Source organism: Halomonas sp., assembly GCF_033549285.1.
Lineage (GTDB): Bacteria > Pseudomonadota > Gammaproteobacteria > Pseudomonadales > Halomonadaceae > Halomonas.
This window is the reverse complement of sequence record NZ_JAWSUJ010000005.1, coordinates 14,132-30,751: the sequence shown is the minus strand read 5'-3', so window position 1 is coordinate 30,751 and position 16,620 is coordinate 14,132. Positions and strand designations below refer to the sequence as shown.

The 16,620-nt window shown below is 69.3% G+C and carries 15 protein-coding genes; 8 read left to right on the top strand and 7 right to left on the bottom strand.

Translation table 11 applies throughout. The features are described from left to right. The first annotated feature begins 96 nt into the window (after positions 1 to 96). The 3 genes from metE to SCI24_RS02165 all read left to right on the top strand — a co-directional run bounded on the left by metE (position 97) and on the right by SCI24_RS02165 (position 4,068). Positions 97 to 2,403 carry a 5-methyltetrahydropteroyltriglutamate--homocysteine S-methyltransferase gene (gene metE / locus SCI24_RS02175; RefSeq protein ID WP_318723759.1) on the top strand — a complete coding sequence of 769 codons (2,307 nt, stop codon included), beginning with the start codon at positions 97 to 99 and terminating at the stop codon, positions 2,401 to 2,403. 92 nt (positions 2,404 to 2,495) lie between these two features. Beyond that, positions 2,496 to 3,200, top strand: coding sequence for a COG3650 family protein (locus SCI24_RS02170; protein ID WP_318723758.1), 705 nt, complete (start codon positions 2,496 to 2,498; stop codon positions 3,198 to 3,200). Positions 3,201 to 3,465: 265 nt separating this feature from the next. Further along, on the top strand, positions 3,466 to 4,068 hold the full coding sequence (locus tag SCI24_RS02165) for an FMN-dependent NADH-azoreductase (protein ID WP_318723757.1): 603 nt from the start codon (positions 3,466 to 3,468) through the stop codon (positions 4,066 to 4,068). 75 nt (positions 4,069 to 4,143) lie between these two features. On the opposite strand, the gene SCI24_RS02160 is transcribed toward SCI24_RS02165, so the two are convergent. Next, positions 4,144 to 5,211, bottom strand: coding sequence for a metal-dependent hydrolase (locus SCI24_RS02160; protein ID WP_318723756.1), 1,068 nt, complete (start codon positions 5,209 to 5,211; stop codon positions 4,144 to 4,146). Between the two features lie 72 nt (positions 5,212 to 5,283). Further along, complete coding sequence (locus tag SCI24_RS02155; RefSeq protein ID WP_318723755.1) at positions 5,284 to 5,823, bottom strand: DNA-3-methyladenine glycosylase I; 540 nt, start codon at positions 5,821 to 5,823, stop codon at positions 5,284 to 5,286. Positions 5,824 to 5,901: 78 nt separating this feature from the next. On the opposite strand from SCI24_RS02155, the gene SCI24_RS02150 reads away from it, so the two are divergent. Both SCI24_RS02150 and SCI24_RS02145 read left to right on the top strand, forming a co-directional pair. After that, entirely contained in the window at positions 5,902 to 6,354 is a 453-nt protein-coding gene (locus tag SCI24_RS02150) for a DUF411 domain-containing protein (RefSeq protein WP_318723754.1), read from the top strand. A gap of 17 nt (positions 6,355 to 6,371) precedes the next feature. Then, positions 6,372 to 6,812, top strand: coding sequence for a VOC family protein (locus SCI24_RS02145; protein WP_318723753.1), 441 nt, complete (start codon positions 6,372 to 6,374; stop codon positions 6,810 to 6,812). A 22-nt stretch (positions 6,813 to 6,834) separates the two neighbouring features. Here SCI24_RS02145 and SCI24_RS02140 read toward each other — a convergent pair whose 3' ends face one another. Next, positions 6,835 to 7,239 carry a DoxX family protein gene (locus SCI24_RS02140; RefSeq protein WP_318723752.1) on the bottom strand — a complete coding sequence of 135 codons (405 nt, stop codon included), beginning with the start codon at positions 7,237 to 7,239 and terminating at the stop codon, positions 6,835 to 6,837. Between the two features lie 109 nt (positions 7,240 to 7,348). Here SCI24_RS02140 and SCI24_RS02135 point away from each other — a divergent pair, with 109 nt between their 5' ends. Next, positions 7,349 to 7,801, top strand: coding sequence for an META domain-containing protein (locus tag SCI24_RS02135; protein WP_318723751.1), 453 nt, complete (start codon positions 7,349 to 7,351; stop codon positions 7,799 to 7,801). Between the two features lie 217 nt (positions 7,802 to 8,018). Here SCI24_RS02135 and SCI24_RS02130 read toward each other — a convergent pair whose 3' ends face one another. From SCI24_RS02130 to SCI24_RS02115, 4 genes are all read right to left on the bottom strand, one after another. After that, positions 8,019 to 10,931 (bottom strand): valine--tRNA ligase, encoded by a 2,913-nt coding sequence (locus tag SCI24_RS02130; protein ID WP_318723750.1) that lies wholly within the window; start codon positions 10,929 to 10,931, stop codon positions 8,019 to 8,021. A 117-nt stretch (positions 10,932 to 11,048) separates the two neighbouring features. Next, positions 11,049 to 11,495 carry a DNA polymerase III subunit chi gene (locus SCI24_RS02125; protein ID WP_318723749.1) on the bottom strand — a complete coding sequence of 149 codons (447 nt, stop codon included), beginning with the start codon at positions 11,493 to 11,495 and terminating at the stop codon, positions 11,049 to 11,051. Between the two features lie 71 nt (positions 11,496 to 11,566). Continuing rightward, positions 11,567 to 12,667 (bottom strand): branched-chain amino acid aminotransferase, encoded by a 1,101-nt coding sequence (locus SCI24_RS02120; RefSeq protein ID WP_318723748.1) that lies wholly within the window; start codon positions 12,665 to 12,667, stop codon positions 11,567 to 11,569. 149 nt (positions 12,668 to 12,816) lie between these two features. Further along, entirely contained in the window at positions 12,817 to 14,337 is a 1,521-nt protein-coding gene (locus tag SCI24_RS02115) for a leucyl aminopeptidase (RefSeq protein WP_318723747.1), read from the bottom strand. A 137-nt stretch (positions 14,338 to 14,474) separates the two neighbouring features. Here SCI24_RS02115 and lptF point away from each other — a divergent pair, with 137 nt between their 5' ends. Together lptF and lptG are read left to right on the top strand one after the other, a co-directional pair. Next, positions 14,475 to 15,557, top strand: coding sequence for an LPS export ABC transporter permease LptF (gene lptF, locus SCI24_RS02110; protein WP_318723746.1), 1,083 nt, complete (start codon positions 14,475 to 14,477; stop codon positions 15,555 to 15,557). Beyond that, the gene (gene lptG / locus SCI24_RS02105) at positions 15,554 to 16,618 is read left to right on the top strand and encodes an LPS export ABC transporter permease LptG (protein WP_318723745.1); all 1,065 of its coding nucleotides are present in this window, start codon (positions 15,554 to 15,556) and stop codon (positions 16,616 to 16,618) included. The genes lptF and lptG overlap by 4 nt, the downstream gene beginning before the upstream one ends. Positions 16,619 to 16,620 lie beyond the last annotated feature (2 nt).

Sequence of the window (16,620 nt, the reverse complement as noted above, 5' to 3'; positions counted from 1 at the left end):
AACCTGATTCATCTTCAAGATTAGGAAGTTTAGTTTGATTCACATCGGCTGGCCAGCGAGACTTCCCGGCATCATTCATGAAGAAGGGACGTCATCATGACGCTGGCTCATGTCATCGGCTATCCGCGCATCGGCGCGGATCGCGAACTGAAACATGCCACCGAGGCCTACTGGCGGGGCGAGATCGACCGCGAGGCCCTGGAGGCCACCGGGCGTGCCCTGCGCCTGGCGAACTGGGCGGCCCAGCGCGAGGCCGGTCTCGACCTGGTGACGGTGGGGGACTTCGCCTTCTACGACCAGGTGCTCGACGTCTCGGTGTTGCTGGGGGCGGTGCCGGGGCGCTTCGGGGCCGAGGCGGAGGTGGCTCGTGGCGAGGTGTCGCTGGACACCGCCTTCCGCATGGCCCGGGGCCGGGCCCCCGGCGGCGAGCCGGCCGCGGCCTGCGAGATGACCAAGTACTTCGATACCAACTATCACTACCTGGTCCCCGAGCTGCACGCCGGCCAGACCTTTCGCCTGGCCAGCCGCCGCCTCTTCGACCAGGTGGACGAGGCCCGGGCCGCCGGCCACCCGGTCAAGGTGGCCCTGACCGGTCCGCTGACCTGGCTGTGGCTGGGCAAGGAGCGCGGCGAGGCCCGCGACGAGTTCGACCGGCTTTCCCTGCTCGACGGCATCCTCGATGTCTATGCCGAGGTGCTGGAGCGGCTGGCCGGGCAGGGCGTCGAGTGGGTCCAGCTCGACGAGCCGGCGCTGGTGCAGGACCTGCCCCTGGCCTGGCGACAGGCCTACGAGCGCGCCTACCATCGGCTGCAGGCCACCCCGGTCAGGCTGCTGCTGGCAAGCCCCTTCGGTGGCCTGGGTGACAACCTCTCCCTGGCGGTGGGCCTGCCGGTGGATGGCCTGCACATCGACGCGGTGCGTGCCCCGGCGCAGCTCGACGCGGTGCTGGATCGCCTGCTGCCCCACAAGGTGCTCTCGGTGGGGGCCATCGACGGGCGCAACGTCTGGCGGGCCGACCTGGCCCTGTGGCGCGAGCGCCTGGCCACGGCACGCATGCGCCTGGGCGAGCGGCTGTGGATCGCCACGAGCTGCTCGCTGCTGCACGTGCCGGTGGACCTGGCCGCGGAGACCTCGCTGGATGCCGAGATCAGGAGCTGGCTGGCCTTCGCCCGGCAGAAGCTCGACGAGACGGCCACCCTGGCGCGCCTGCTGGATGGCCGCGCCGGCGCCGCCGACCGTGATCGCGTGGCGGCCGCCAGCCGGGCCCTGCAGTCGCGTCGCGAGGCGCCTCGCCTGCATCGCCCCCAGGTGGCCGAGCGGCTGGCCGGGGTCACGGCGGCCGATACACGGCGTCGCTCTCCCTTCGCCACGCGTGCCGTGGCCCAGCAGCGCCATCTCGCGCTGCCGCTGTTCCCTACCACGACGATCGGCTCCTTCCCCCAGACGGCGGAGATCCGCGCCGACCGGCGCGCCTTCAAGGCCGGCGAGCTCTCTCGCGAGGGCTACGAGGCTCGGATGCGCGAGGAGATCGCCCGGGTGGTGGCCCGCCAGGAGGTGCTGGACATCGACATGCCGGTGCACGGCGAGCCCGAGCGCAACGACATGGTCGAGTACTTCGGCGAGCAGCTCGACGGCTACGCCTTCACGCGCTTCGGCTGGGTGCAGAGCTACGGGACGCGCTGCGTCAAGCCGCCGATCCTCTTCGGCGACGTGGTGCGCCCGGCGGCGATGACGGTGCGCTGGAGCGAATATGCCCAGTCGCTCACCGAGCGGCCGATGAAGGGCATGCTCACCGGGCCGGTCACCCTGCTGCAGTGGTCCTTCGTGCGCGACGACCAGCCCCGCGAGACCACCTGCCGGCAGCTCGCCCTGGCGCTGCGCGACGAGGTCCTCGACCTCGAGGCGGCGGGCATCCGCGCCATCCAGATCGACGAGCCGGCCCTGCGCGAGGGGCTGCCGATGCGTCGCGCCGAGTGGCAGGGCTACCTCGACTGGGCGGTGGCCTGTTTCCGGCTGGCCGCCTCGGGGGTGCGTGACGAGACCCAGATCCACACCCACATGTGCTATTCAGAGTTCAACGACATCATCGAGTCGATTGCCGCCCTGGATGCCGATGTGATCACCATCGAGACGTCGCGCTCGGACATGGAGCTGCTCGACGCCTTCCAGGGCTTCGCCTATCCCAACGCCATCGGGCCGGGGGTCTACGACATCCACTCGCCCAACATCCCCGAGGTGGACTGGATGGTGGCGCTGATGGAGAAGGCCGCAGAACGCATCCCGGTCGAGCGGCTCTGGGTGAACCCGGACTGCGGCCTCAAGACCCGCGGCTGGGCCGAGGTGGAGCCGGCCCTGGCCAGCATGGTCGAGGCGGCGAAGCGACTGCGGCGACGCTTCGGCTGAGCGCGCGTTGCTGTCATGGCCAGGTGGCGCTAGCGGGCGGCGAGAGCTGCTATGATTGCTGCCATCGGATCCCGCTCATGTAAGGAGTCGTCATGTTCCGCTCGTTCGCCCCCGCCCTGTTCGTCGCCACCCTGCTGCTGGGTGGCTGTGCCACCGCCCCCGCGCCGATCACCGCGGCCGGCCAGGCCCCGCTTCTTCCCTCGGTGCTCTTCCCCGGCGACGCCGAAAGCTTCACCTCCTGGCGCTGCACGCCCGACCAGGCGCTGGTCACCGCCGACCCGAAGGGGCCGGAGGGTGAGCTGAGGCTCTGGTCGGCGCACGGTGCCTGGCGTCTCCAGCCGGCGGTGGTGGCGAGCGGTGCCCGCTACGAGGGCGGCCAGGTCAGCTTCTGGAACAGGGGTGATGCGGCCATCGTGGAGACGCCCCGGGGACGGCTCGAGTGCCAGGCCTACATGCAGCGCCAGGCGCTGACCCGTCAGCAGCGCCCCGGGGTGATGTTCCAGGGGCGCGGCAACGAGCCGGGCTGGATGGTGCACCTGGCCAATGACCGCCCCGAGGCGGCCCTGACCCTGGACTACGGCACCCGGGAGCAGACGCTGCCCTATCGGGTGACCACCCTGGACAACGGCGCCGGGCGGGTGATCCTGCAGAGTGGCCGCGGCGATACCCCCTTCGAGCTGCGCATCGAGGCCGGCGCCTGCCTGGACGACATGAGCGGCGAGCCCTTCCCGGCGCGGGTCACCCTGAGCGTCGACGGCGAGCAGTATCGGGGCTGCGGCCAGGGCATCGCTCCCTGAAATTCCTGGGCGCTACTGCGCTTCACAGCTCGCGCGCGGGCGGTCCAGGTGCGCCGGCTCGGTCGCATCCTCATTGAGCATCCGGTCAACTCCGGTAACTGCGCTCCGGCCGCACGCAACCCGTGTTCGCTCGCGACGCGCCCAGAAGCTTCAGCCTATTTTTCGATTTTATAGTATGGAGGCGGCGGAACTTTGCGCTTTTCGTTGCAATTCGTGCACGTAAAATGGCGATCAGTCAATCGAGACCGAATCCAAGGAGATCGCCATGACCACCCGTGCCCTCGTCCTCACCGCCTCCATCCTCGGCGAGAAGGGCCAGTCCATCGCCCTGGTCGAGCATTTCCAGGCCCGCGCCGCCGAGCGCGAGGGGCTGGCGGTGACCCACCGCGACCTGGTCGCCGAGGCGCTGCCGCACCTCGAGGCCAGCGAGCTGGGCGCCTGGCAGGTGCCGGCCGAGGAGCGTTCGGTCGAGCAGCGGGCGCTGGCCGAGCGCTCCGACGCCCTGATCCACGAGCTTCTCGACCACGACGTCCTGGTGCTGGCGGTGCCCCTCTACAACCTGGGCATCCCCTCCCAGCTCAAGGCCTGGTTCGATCGGGTGCTGCGGGCCGGCGAGACCTTCCGCTACACCGAGAACGGCCCCAAGGGGCTGGTCGAGGGCAAGCGGGCGGTGATCCTGGCGGCCCGCGGCGGCCAGTATGCCGGCACCGAGCTGGACAGCCAGACCCCGCACCTCAAGGGCATGCTGGGGCTGATGGGCATCACCGAGGTGGATGTGGTGTTCGCCGAGGGGCTCAACATGGGCAAGCGTGACGCGGCCATCGAGGAGGCGCGTCAGGCCATCGACGCCCTGGTGGCGCGCCTCTGACCGTCCCGGTCGACACGGGCCGAAAAGGTGCGGGGGTGGCCGGATGGCCACCCCCGTTTGCGTCGCTGCCGGTCGTCAGCACGTGCCGGGCGTGCCGACCAGCCACTGGCGGGACACGAAGTCGCTGGTGCAGAGCCCGGGTTCCGGGCTGAGGATGCGGGAACCCAGTCGGGTGAGGGCGTCACGGTTGCCGCGGGAGGGGGAGGGCAGCTGCTCGGAGACGCCGATCGCCTGCCAGTCACCGTCGTCGCGGGTGGCCAGGGTGAAGGCGAAGGGGTGGAAGCCCGGAAAGCCCAGCCGCAGGTCGGTGGCCACCAGGGTCTCGCGGCCGTCGAGGTGGCGAGTCTCGTAGCGCAGGAAGGGGCCGGCGAACCAGTCGAGGCGCCGGCCGCGTGCGCTGTCGAGTGCCGTCGCCTCCAGGTCGGCGCCCCGGGCATAGGTCTCCAGCGAAGGTCGTCGGTCGCCGTCGAACACCCCCACCAGGGCCTCGTGGTGGTGCGCGCCGTCGGCCACCGTGACCCGCCACAGCAGGGTATTGAAGGGGGTGGGCTGGACGAGCCGCGGCGCCTGTTCCAGACCCTGCTCGGCCAGCACCGGGGCGATGCGTGCCTCCACCAGCTGCTTGGCCCCGACGGCGAACACCAGGTAGGCACAGGAGAGGGCCAGCCCCCAGCGGGGTGCCCGCTGCGCCCTGCCGGTGGCCAGCGCCACCCCCACGCCCACCAGCAGCGGCAGGCTGTAGAGCGGGTCGATGATGAAGACGATGGGCCAGGCCGCGGGACGCACCTCCAGCGGCCACCACAGTTGGGTGCCGTAGGTGGTCAGGGCGTCGAGCAGCGGATGGGTCAGCAGGATGAGCCCGAAGAAGAGCCCCCAGCGACGCAGGGAGATGTCCCGAGCCGGGGCGAATCGCGCCGCGAGCAGGGCCAGGGCGATGGCCAGTCCCGCCAGCACGAACAGCGAGTGGCTGAATCCTCGGTGCTGGGTAACGTTGGCCACGGCATCGCCGTAGTCGATGACCACGTCCAGGTCGGGCAGGGTGCCGATGGCCGCGCCGAGGAGGACCGCCTTGCGGCCCAGCCGCCGGCCGAGCACGGTGCCGCCGATTGCCGCACCCAGCGCGGCCTGGGTGATCGAGTCCATCAGAAGGTCCTTGGTCAGCGGTAAGCCTTTCCTGTGACGCCCGGCCATGCCGGGGGTTCCGCCGGGCGGCGCTCAGTCGGGCCGTGCCCAGGGCGGCCCCGCGGCCAGGATGCGCGCCTGCACCGGGCAGTCGTCGCGGTGGGCGCCGGGCAGGTAGCCGGTGCTCATCAGCAGCTCGCCCACGATCTCCGGGCCGGTGAAGCGGAAGGTGCGCCGGAAGAGGCGCACCCAGGCGGCATGCTCCAGCGGATGGTGGTGGTCGAGCCAGGCGCGCAGGCTGCCGTGCTCGGCCTGCAGCGCCTGCACCACCCCGGCGTTGTGAATCACGGCATCGACCTTGAGGCGGTTGCGGATGATGCCGGCATCCGCCAGCAGCTGGGCCCGCTCTTCCTCGCCATAGCCGGCGATGCGATCGATGTCGAAGCCCTCTAAGGCGACCCGGAAGGCCTCGCGCTTCTTCAGCACGGTAAGCCAGGAGAGTCCCGCCTGGTTGATCTCCAGCACCAGGCGCTCGAAGAGGGTGCGGTCGTCATCCACCGGGAAGCCGTACTCGTGGTCGTGATAGGGGCCGTGGAACGGATGCCCGGGGGCCAGGTCGCAGTAATGGCTCATGCTGTCGCTCCGGGGTGGCAGTGGGGCCGGGAAATGGCCGACAATCGAGTCGATACCTTACACTGGGGAGTGCCCGTCATGACATCACCACAACGCCTGACCCTCGCCGGCGCCCTGCTGGCCACCATCGCCATCCCCGCCTGGGCCGAGACGCCCGTGGTGGAGATGCATAAGGACCCGAACTGCGGCTGCTGCACCGCCTGGGCCAAGCACCTGGAGGCCGAGGGCTTCGAGGTCACACAGCACGAGACCCGGGACATGCGGGCGGTGAAGATCGAGCATGGCGTCTCGCCCGGCCTCGCCTCCTGCCACACCGCGGTGGTGGACGGCTACGTGATCGAGGGCCACGTCCCGGCGGCCGATATCCGCCGCCTGCTGGACGAGAAGCCCGACCTGGCGGGACTCGCGGTACCGGGCATGCCTCATGGCTCCCCCGGCATGGAGACCGGCCGCCACGACGACTACGCGGTGCTGGGCTGGCGTCATGACGATCGCACGCCGGCGATCTTCTCCGAATACACCCACGACTGACGCGACAGGAGTCCCCCATGCAGTACCTGCACACCATGGTCCGGGTCAGCGACCTCGACGCCTCGCTGCACTTCTACTGTGACCTGCTCGGCCTGACCGAGGTGCGCCGCAAGGAGAGCGAGAAGGGCCGCTTCACCCTGGTCTTCCTGGCCGCCCCGGAGGACGAGGCCCGCTCCGCCGAGCTCAAGGCGCCGGAGCTGGAGCTGACTTGGAACTGGGACCCCGAGGAGTACACCGGCGGGCGCAACTTCGGCCACCTGGCCTACCGGGTGGATGACATCTATGCCCTCTGCGAGCACCTGCAGGCGAACGGCGTGACCATCAACCGTCCGCCCCGGGACGGCCACATGGCCTTCGTCAGGAGCCCCGACGGCATCTCGGTGGAGCTGCTGCAGAAGGGTGAGCCCCAGGAGCCAAAGGAGCCCTGGATCTCCATGGAGAATACCGGGACCTGGTGAGCGCCGGGGACCGCCGGCTGGTTCAATCCGGCCGCCAGGCCATCCGTCCGCTGCCCAGGAAGACCAGCGCCAGGGCGCCGAACAGGAAGAAGCCCTGCAGCTCCAGCGCCCAGCCGCCGTTGTCCTTGAAGACGGTGATCTCCCCCATGTGCACCAGGAAGATGGCCACCACCATGTTGGCGGCCATCAGCAGTCCTGCCACGCGGCTTCGCCAGCCGACCAGCGCCATCAGCGGTGCCACCACCTCGCCGACCAGCACGCCGTAGGCGAGCACGGTCGGCAGGCCCTGGCCGGCCAGGGTGTTGCCGATCCAGGTCAGGCTGCCCGGATTGAGCAGCTTGGTCAGCCCGTGGGGCAGCAGCAGGCCGGCCACGGTGAGTCGCAGGATCAGCTTGCCGAGGGCATCGTTGTGGAGCGCGTGAAGCATGCGGGGCCTCATGGGGAACAATGAACGGTGGAGCGGGGAATTGTCTCGATGCCCCGGCTGGGGCAAGCTTGGCGCCTGGGCAATCGCCTCGTGCCTCAAGGAAGATACCATGATGATCAAACCGTTACGCAACACACTGATGCTCGCGGCCGGCGCCCTGCTGCTGGCCGCCTGCGGGGGTGGCCCGGGGCCCCAGGTCGCCGACGAGCCCTCGGCCCGGCTCGAGGGGCCGGTGGTCGACCAGCGCTGGAACCTGCTGCTGGTGGGCACCGATGAGCGCCTCGAGATGCCGGAGCGCCCCCACTTCGTGATCGACCGTGATGGCCGGGTGAGCGGCAGCGACGGCTGCAACCGGCTGATCGGCCGGGCCTCGCTGGGCGACAATAACCGCATCGCGTTCTCGGACCTGGCCACCACCCGTCGCGCCTGCCCCCGGGCCGAGGACGCCGCCCGGGTGACCGGCATGCTGGAGAACGCCTACCGCTACCTGATCGACCACGACCGGCTGGTGTTCTTCGGCCCCGACCAGCGGGTATTGGGCGGCTGGCGCCGCGTCGACTGAGAAAACCAGGGTTCGCTACTGCGCTCGATATCCTGGCCGCCGGCGGTGCTCACAATCCTCATTGAGCAGCTAGTCAACTCCGGTTGCTCCGCTCCGGCGGCGACCAGCCTCTCTTCGCTCGTGACGCGAAACCTGGCTTTCTCTCACTCGATCATCGATCGGTACCACAAGGGCCCGCCATTGGCGGGCCCTTGTGGCTGTGGGGAGTGGTCAGCGATCAGAGCGCGGCGATCTTGTCGCGCTGCTCGACCAGCAGGCGGCGCGCGGCCTGGAAGTCTTGAAGCTTGCCGCGCTCCTTCTCGACCACCGCCTCGGGGGCCTTGGCGACGAAGCTCTCGTTGGAAAGCTTCTTCTCGATGCCGCCGATCAGCTTGTCCTGCTTGTCGATCTCCTTGTCGAGACGCTTGAGCTCGGCCTCCTTGTCGATCAGGTCGGCCATGGGCACCAGCACCTCCATCTCGCCCACCAGCTGGGTGGCCGAGAGCGGGGCCTGCTCGGGGTCGTCGAGCCACTCGACGCTCGCCAGCTTGGCCAGCTTGGCGAGGAAGGGCCGGTTGGCCGCCAGGCGCCTGGCGTCTTCCGCGCTGCCCTTGGTGAGCAGCACCTCCAGCGGCTTGCCCGGGGCAATGTTCATCTCGGCGCGGATGTTGCGCACCGCGACGATCACGCCCTTGAGCCACTCGATATCGCGGGTCGCCGATTCGTCGACCTTGCTGTCATCACTCTCGGGCCAGGGCTGGACCATCAGGGAGTCCCCCTCGCCCTGGCAGGTGCCGGCCAGCGGCGCGATGCGCTGCCAGATCTCCTCGGAGATGAAGGGCATCATCGGGTGGGCCAGGCGCAGGATCGCCTCCAGCACGCGCACCAGGGTGCGGCGGGTGCCGCGCTTGGCCTCCGCGGAGGCGGCCTCGGTCGCTCCCGACATCCTGTCTCCTGCGACATTGGCACTTCCCTGTGCGGCATCCCACAGCACCGGCTTGGAGAGCTCCAGGTACCAGTCGCAGTACTCGTTCCAGACGAACTCGTAGAGCGCCTGGGAGGCGTGGTCGAAGCGGAACTCCTCCATTGCCCTGGTCACCTGGGCCTCGGTCTGCTGCAGGCGCGAGACGATCCAGCGGTCGGCCAGGGTCAGCTCCACCTCGCCGCCCCTGTCGTTATCAAGTTCAGCACCGCAGTCTTCTCCTTCGGCATTCATCAGCACGTAGCGCGAGGCGTTCCACAGCTTGTTGCAGAAGTTGCGGTAGCCCTCCAGGCGGCCCATGTCGAACTTGATGTCGCGCCCGGTGGTGGCCTGGGAGAGGAAGGTGAAGCGCAGGGCATCGGTGCCGTGGGGCTCGATCCCTTCGGGGAACTCGGCGCGGGTGGCCTTCTCGATCGCCCGGGCCTTCTGCGGCTGCATCATGTTGCCCGTCCGTTTCTGGACGAGGCTCTCCAGGTCGATGCCGTCGATCAGGTCGATGGGGTCGAGCACGTTGCCCTTGGACTTGGACATCTTCTGGCCCTGGCCGTCGCGCACCAGGCCGTGCACGTAGACCTGCTGGAAGGGCACCTCGCCCATGAACTTGCCGGTCAGCATGATCATCCGCGCGACCCAGAAGAAGATGATGTCGAAGCCGGTGACCAGCACGCTGGAGGGGTGGAAGGTCGCCAGCTCCGGGGTCTCTTCCGGCCAGCCCAGGGTGCCGAAGGTCCAGAGCCCGGAGCTGAACCAGGTGTCCAGCACGTCCTCGTCCTGGGTCAGCTCGACCTCGGCGGGAAGGCCATGCTTCTCCCGGGCCTCCTGCTCGCTTCTCGCCACGTAGACGTGGCCCTCGGCGTCGTACCAGGCGGGGATGCGGTGGCCCCACCACAGCTGGCGGGAGATGCACCAGTCCTGGAGGTCGCGCATCCAGGCGAAGTACATGTTCTCGTAGTTCTTCGGCACGAACTGGATGTCGCCCTTCTCCACGGCCTCGATGGCGGGCCTGGCCAGCTCTTCGACGGCGACGAACCATTGATCAGTGAGCAGCGGCTCGATGACGTCCCCGGAGCGGTCGCCGTAGGGCAGGGTGTTGCTGACGGTCTCCACCTGCTCGAGCAGGCCGGCGGCCTCCATGTCGGCGACGATGCGCACCCGCGCCTCGAAGCGGTCCAGGCCGGCATAGGCCTCGGGCAGGGTCGGGTCGACATCGGGCAGCGGCCGGCCCTGGATGTCGAAGGCCTCGGCCCGGGCGAGGATGGCGGCGTCCTGGGTGAAGACGTTGATCAGCGGCAGGCCCTGGCGGCGGCCCACCTCGTAGTCGTTGAAGTCGTGGGCCGGGGTGATCTTCACGCAGCCCGAGCCCTTCTCCATGTCGGCATGCTCGTCGGCCACGATGGGGATACGCCGCCCCACCAGCGGCAGTTCCACGAACTTGCCGACCAGTGAAGCGTAGCGCGGATCCTCGGGGTTGACCGCCACCCCGGTGTCGCCGAGCAGGGTCTCGGGGCGGGTGGTGGCGACGACCAGGTAATCCTTGCCGTCATCGGTGGTGGCGCCGTCGGCCAGCGGGTAGCGGAAGTGCCAGAAGCTGCCCTGCTGGTCGCGGTTCTCCACCTCGAGGTCCGAGATGGCGGTGTGCAGGGTGGGGTCCCAGTTGACCAGGCGCTTGCCGCGGTAGATCAGCTCCTCCTCGAAGAGGCGCACGAAGACCTCCTGCACCGCCCGGTAGAAGCCGTCGTCCATGGTGAAGCGCTCGCGCGACCAGTCGACGCTCGCCCCCATGCGGCGCAGTTGGCGGGTGATATGGCCGCCGGACTCCTGCTTCCACTCCCATACCCTGTCGATGAAGGCCTCGCGGCCCAGGTCGAAGCGGGTCTTACCCTCCTCGGCGGCGATCTTGCGCTCGACCAGCATCTGGGTGGCGATGCCGGCGTGGTCGGTGCCCACCTGCCAGAGGGTGTTGCGTCCCTGCATCCGCCGCCAGCGGATCAGGGTGTCCATGATGGTGTCCTGGAAGGCGTGGCCCATGTGCAGGCTGCCGGTCACGTTGGGCGGCGGGATCATGATCGCGTAGGGCTCGCCCTCGCCCGAGGGGGCGAAGCGGTTGTCGGCTTCCCAGCGCTCGTACCAGCGGGATTCGATCTGCTCGGGTTGGTAGGTCTTGTCCATGGGCATTCCGGGTCGAGGAGGTGGCACCGACCCATGGCAGCGCGCCTCGCGGGGGCTGCCAGGGTGCCGGGGATGCTGAAAAATGGGCTCGATTATAGCGTGATGCCGGGGGAGGCGTCAGCCCGCCTGGCCCTTCAGCTGGTGCGGGGTGACCGGGTAGCCGCGCCTGCGGTAGGTCTGCCAGCACTCGCGCTTGGCGGTGAGCACGTCCTGGTGCTGGTTGATGATCTCGGCGACCCGCTCGAAGCGCGAGAACCATTCGGGGATGCCGGGATGCAGGTTGAGCAGCGCCTGGGGCGGCTCGCCGTCCATCGGCAGGTCCTGCCAGCCGATGGTCACCGGCACGCCCTCCGCCATCTCGCTGCCCGACAGGGCGTGCGGCACGTAGGCATCGGCCCGGAAGGTCCAGAGCCGGTCGTCCAGCTCCCGGGCCATGGCCTCGTCCTCGGCATGCAGGTGCAGCCGGAAGCCCTTGCGATAGATCGTCTCGGCCAGCCGGCAGGCGAAGAGCAGGCGGGCCTCGAGCGTGGTATCGGGGAGGATATAGAAGTCGACTTGGGTCATGGGCCCTCGGGTGGATGGCTGCCATTCTTGCCTGGGGAGGCGGTCAGGTCGCCTCCCCGGGTATGGCCGGCTCAGGCCAGGCGCGTCAGCCAGCCGCGGCTGTCCTCGCTGCGGCCGTACTGCAGGTCGAGCAGGCGGGTGCGCAGCCGCTTGGCCACCTCGTTGTCGCCCTGGGCGGAGAGGCGGATGCGATCGCTCTCGGTGACCAGCTCGCCCACCGGGGTGATCACCGCGGCGGTGCCGCAGGCGAAGATCTCGGTGATCTCGCCGGAGGCGGCGCCCTCGCGCCACTCCTCGATGCTGATCGGGCGCTCCTCCGGGGTCAGGCCCTCGTCCCTGGCGAGGGTCAGCACCGAGTCGCGGGTCACGCCCTCGAGGATGGTGTCGGTGAGGCGCGGGGTGACGATGCGGCCATCGCGGAACACGAAGAAGAGGTTCATGCCCCCCAGTTCCTCGACCCACATGTTCTCGGCGGCGTCGAGGAAGGCGACCTGGCTGCACTCATGGGCCGCGGCCTCCTTCTGGGCGGCCAGCGAGGCGGCGTAGTTGCCGCCGCACTTGGCGTAGCCGGTGCCCCCCGGGGCGGCGCGCTTGTAGTGCGAGGAGAGCCAGATGGAGACCGGCTTCACGCCGCCCTGGAAGTAGGCGGCCGCCGGCGAGGCGATGACGTAGTAGTCGACCTCATGGGACGGGCGCACGCCGAGGAAGGTCTCGCTGGCGATCATGAAGGGACGCAGGTAGAGGCTCGACTCGTCGGCCTCGCTGGCCGGGGTCGGCACCCAGGCCTGGTCGCGGGCGAGCAGGGCCTTGAGCGAGTCGACGAAGTCCTCGTCGGAGAGCTCCGGCAGCGCCAGGCGGCGGGCGCTGCGGCGGAAGCGCTCGGCGTTCTTCTCCGGGCGGAAGGTCCAGACCGAGCCATCGGCGTGGCGGTAGGCCTTGATGCCCTCGAAGATCTCCTGGCCGTAGTGGAGCACCGCGGCGGCGGGGTCCAGCGTCAGCGGACCGTAGGGGCGCACCTCATGGCCGTGCCAGCCGGCATCTAGGGTCCAGCGCACGTGGGCCATGTGGTCGGTGAAGTAGCGACCGAAGCCCGGGTTGTCGAGGATGTCGTCGCGGATCTTTTCCGCGGTGGGGCGGGTGGAGGGGCTCACGGAAAAGCGTTCAAGGGACACGGCAAGGGGTCTCCGCTACTGGCGGGGCGCATCCGGGGCGCCCGCGGCACGAAACAGGATACCGGGCCGGCGTGGGCCCGGTGCATGGAAGTCGACATCCCACATGAAAAGGTCACCACCGCAAAAAGGCAACCCTGCCGGGCGCGAAATCAGTCGTCGGTGATCTCGACCTCGTGGTCGGCCTCGCGGTCCAGCAGGTACTGGGTCAGCAGGCCCACCGGGCGGCCGCTGGCTCCCTTCTCCTTGCCGGAGGTCCAGGCCGTGCCGGCGATGTCCAGATGCGCCCAGGGGAACGTGTCGGCGAAGCGTGAGAGGAAGCAGGCGGCGGTGATGGTGCCCGCCGGCTTGCCGCCGATGTTCGCCAGGTCGGCGAAGTTGGAGTCGAGTTGCTCCTGGTACTCGTCCCACAGCGGCAGGTGCCAGGCACGGTCCCAGGCGGTCTCGCCGGCATCCAGCAGGTCCAGCGCCAGGTCGTCGTCGTTGGCGAGCAGGCCGGTGGCATGGTGGCCCAGGGCGATGATGGCGGCCCCGGTCAGGGTGGCGATGTCCACCACGCTTGCCGGTTCGAAGCGCTCGGCGTAGGTCAGGGCGTCGCACAGCACCAGGCGGCCCTCGGCGTCGGTGTTGAGCACCTCCACGGAGAGGCCCTTCAGCGTGCGGATGATGTCGCCGGGCTTGGTGGCGCGGCCATCGGGCATGTTCTCGGCGGCGGCGACGATGGCCACCAGGTTGATCCTCGGCCTGATGGCCAGCACCGCGGTGACGGTGCCGAACACGCTGGCCGCCCCGCACATGTCGAACTTCATCTCGTCCATGGCCTCGCCGGGCTTGAGCGAGATGCCGCCGGTGTCGAAGGTGATGCCCTTGCCCACCAGCACGTGGGGTGCTTCGTCGGGGCTCTCGGCACCCTGGTATTTCATCACGATCAGCCGCGAGGGCTGCTCGCTGCCGCGGCCCACGGAGAGCAGGCTGTGGGCGCCCAGGCGCTCCAGGGCCTCCTCGTCGAGGATCTCCACGGAGAGCGCTCCATCGGAGCCCTGGCCCAGCGCCTCGGCCTGCTCGGCCAGGTAGCTCGGGGTACAGACGTTGCCCGGCAGGTTGCCCAGGGTGCGGGTGGTGGCCACGCCCTGGCCGATGGCGTCGCCGATACGCCCGCCCTGGCGGGCCGCCTCGGCATCGCCCTGCTCGCTGACCAGCAGGGTGACGCGGGCGAGCTGGGGGGCGGGGGCCTTCTCGGACTTGAATTCGTCGAAGCGGTAGATGGCGCGATGGGCGGCCTCGGCCACCATGCGGGCCTTCCAGTCGCAGGCGCGCTCGGGCACCGGCACGTCGTTGAAGGCCACGGCGACCTCCTCGACGGGCAGCGCCGCCAGGGCGGTGAAGGCGGCATCCAGTGCCTTGCGGAAGGCGCCTTCCCGGCACTTGTCGCGCTCGCCGAGGCCCACCAGCATCAGACGGTCGGCATTGAGTCCCGGGGCAAAGGGGACCATCAGCACATTGCCCAGCCTGGCGTCGAAGTCGCCGCGCTCGATCAGCTGGCCGATCAGCCGCTCGCTGACGTCGTCGAGCTTAGCGGCAGCGGGCAGCAGCGCGCCGTCCTTGAACACCGGTACCACGAGACAGGCCGTCTCGGCCTTGGCGGGATTGGCCGTCTGAACGGGGAATTCCATGGTGTCTCCACAAGACAAGCGATGGGGGATTCTGGATAATGCCGGCACGTTGCCGAGTCATCCCAGTGTACCCAAGGCAAGGCGTCATTGCATGGAAGATGGCCGGGCCCCGCGGGGTGCCGGGCCGGGAGACAGCGTTGATCATATTCCGTTACCTGACCCGCGAGATCCTGCTGACCATGGCCGCCGTGGCCGGCGTCCTGCTGCTGGTGATCATGGGCAGCCGCTTCATCCGCTACTTCTCCAATGCCGCCGAGGGTGAGATCCCGGCGAGCATCCTCGGCACCCTGATGCTCTTCCACCTGCCGGGGTTCCTCGAGCTGATCCTGCCGCTGGCCTTCTTCCTGGGCATCCTGCTGGCCTATGGCCAGCTCTACCTCAACAGCGAGATCACCGTGCTGGTGGCCTGCGGCACCAGCCCCAACCGCCTGCTGCAGGTCAGCCTGGTGCCCGCCGCCCTGGTGGCGGTCCTGGTGGGGATGTGCAGCCTCTGGCTGACCCCGACCGGGGCCCTGCACAACGAGGTGCTGCTCGAGGAGCAGCGCAGCCAGCTCGATTTCTCCGCCCTGGCGCCGGGGCGCTTCCAGGACTTCGGCGGCGGCCGCACGGCCTATACCGAGGCCATGAACGAGGACCAGAGCCGGATGCAGGAGGTCTTCATCAGCGAGCGTCAGTCGCGCGGCGACGGCACCCCCGAGAGCGTGGTGACCCGGGCCTCAACCGGCTACCAGACCACCGATCCCGAGACCGGCAGCCGCTTCCTGGTGCTCGCCGACGGCGAGCGCTACAGCGTCGACCCCGGGCGGGCCGAGGCCGAGCGGCTGGAGTTCGGCACCTATGCGGTGCGTCTCTCGGGGGCGGCCGAGAAGGCCGAGCTCGATGCGCCCGAATACGCCACCACCGCCGCGCTGTTCGCCGATGACGCCCGGCCGGCGCGGGCCCAGCTGCAGTGGCGGCTGGGCCTGCCACTGATGGTCTTCATCCTGACCCTGCTGGCCATGCCACTCTCCCGCGTCAATCCCCGCCAGGGGCGTTTCGCCAAGCTGCTGCCGGCGATCTTCCTCTACGTGGCCTACCTCAGCCTGCTGCTGGCGGCGCTGGACGCCATCGGTCGTGGCAGCTGGCCGGTGGCGGTGGGGATGTGGCCGATCCACGGCGGCTTCCTGGCCATCGGCCTGGCGATGATGGCCCGGGCCCAGCACAAGGGGATGAGCGGATGATCATCGACCGGCTCGACCGCTACATCGCCCGCAACGTGCTGGGCGCCATCATCGTGGTGCAGGTGGTGCTGCTGGGCCTGGACCTGGTGATCACCTACATCAACGACCTCGGCGACGTGGAGGGCGACTACGGCGCCTTCCAGGTGCTGCTCTACCTGCTGATGCGCCTGCCCTGGCGCTTCTACCAGTACGCACCGGTGGGGGTGCTGATCGGGGCGCTGATCGGCCTGGGCAGCATGGCCTCGAGCAACGAGCTCACGGTGATGCGCGCCGCCGGGCGCTCGCTGGTCCGCATCCTCTGGGGCGTGATGAAGCCCATCATCCTGGTGATCGTGGTGGTGCTCGCCATCGCCGAGTTCGTCAGCCCGCGCACCGAGCAGTTCGCCAGCGCCTGGCGCCTCGAGCAGATGCAGGGCGAGGGCGCGGTGCTCACCGGGCGCGGCGGCTGGCAGCGCGAGGGCGACAGCTTCTATCGCTTCGGTGCCATCCGTGCCGATGACACCGTGCTCGACCTGACCCGCTACCGCTTCGAGGACAAGGCCCTGCGCGAGGCGACGAGCGCCCGGCGGGCGGTGTGGCGCGATGACCATTGGCAGTTGCAGGACGTGGCGGTGACCCGCTTTCTCGAGGCGCGCACGGAGGTCGAGCGCCATGACACCCTGGGCTGGGAGACCGCCATGACGCCGGCCCAGCTCGACCGGCTGCTGCGTGACGTGGAGAGCCAGGCGCCCAGCGAGCTGTGGGCCTATGCCCGCTACCTGCGCGACCAGGGCCAGCAGGCGACCCAGCCGCTGCTCTATTTCTGGCAGAAGATGCTGATGCCGCTGACCATGGCGTCGCTGGTGCTGGTGGCTGCCTCCTTCGTGTTCGGCCCGTTGCGTACCGTGGCCGCCGGTACCCGGGTCTTCTACGGGGTGATCACCGGCCTGGTCTTCAAGTACCTGCAGGACCTGCTGGGGCCGGCTTCCACGGTATTCGGCTTCTCGCCGGCCTGGGCGGTGCTGGCGCCGACCCTGCTGTGTGCCGGGGTGGGGTTCTATCTGTTACGCCGTACTGGCTGAGC

Coding starts and splice junctions, on each gene's coding strand:
- metE (WP_318723759.1), top strand. CDS start 97: ATGACGCTGGCTCATGTCATCGGCTATCCGCGCATCGGCGCGGATCGC.
- SCI24_RS02170 (WP_318723758.1), top strand. CDS start 2,496: ATGTTCCGCTCGTTCGCCCCCGCCCTGTTCGTCGCCACCCTGCTGCTG.
- SCI24_RS02165 (WP_318723757.1), top strand. CDS start 3,466: ATGACCACCCGTGCCCTCGTCCTCACCGCCTCCATCCTCGGCGAGAAG.
- SCI24_RS02160 (WP_318723756.1), bottom strand. CDS start 5,211: ATGGACTCGATCACCCAGGCCGCGCTGGGTGCGGCAATCGGCGGCACC.
- SCI24_RS02155 (WP_318723755.1), bottom strand. CDS start 5,823: ATGAGCCATTACTGCGACCTGGCCCCCGGGCATCCGTTCCACGGCCCC.
- SCI24_RS02150 (WP_318723754.1), top strand. CDS start 5,902: ATGACATCACCACAACGCCTGACCCTCGCCGGCGCCCTGCTGGCCACC.
- SCI24_RS02145 (WP_318723753.1), top strand. CDS start 6,372: ATGCAGTACCTGCACACCATGGTCCGGGTCAGCGACCTCGACGCCTCG.
- SCI24_RS02140 (WP_318723752.1), bottom strand. CDS start 7,239: ATGCTTCACGCGCTCCACAACGATGCCCTCGGCAAGCTGATCCTGCGA.
- SCI24_RS02135 (WP_318723751.1), top strand. CDS start 7,349: ATGATGATCAAACCGTTACGCAACACACTGATGCTCGCGGCCGGCGCC.
- SCI24_RS02130 (WP_318723750.1), bottom strand. CDS start 10,931: ATGGACAAGACCTACCAACCCGAGCAGATCGAATCCCGCTGGTACGAG.
- SCI24_RS02125 (WP_318723749.1), bottom strand. CDS start 11,495: ATGACCCAAGTCGACTTCTATATCCTCCCCGATACCACGCTCGAGGCC.
- SCI24_RS02115 (WP_318723747.1), bottom strand. CDS start 14,337: ATGGAATTCCCCGTTCAGACGGCCAATCCCGCCAAGGCCGAGACGGCC.
- lptG (WP_318723745.1), top strand. CDS start 15,554: ATGATCATCGACCGGCTCGACCGCTACATCGCCCGCAACGTGCTGGGC.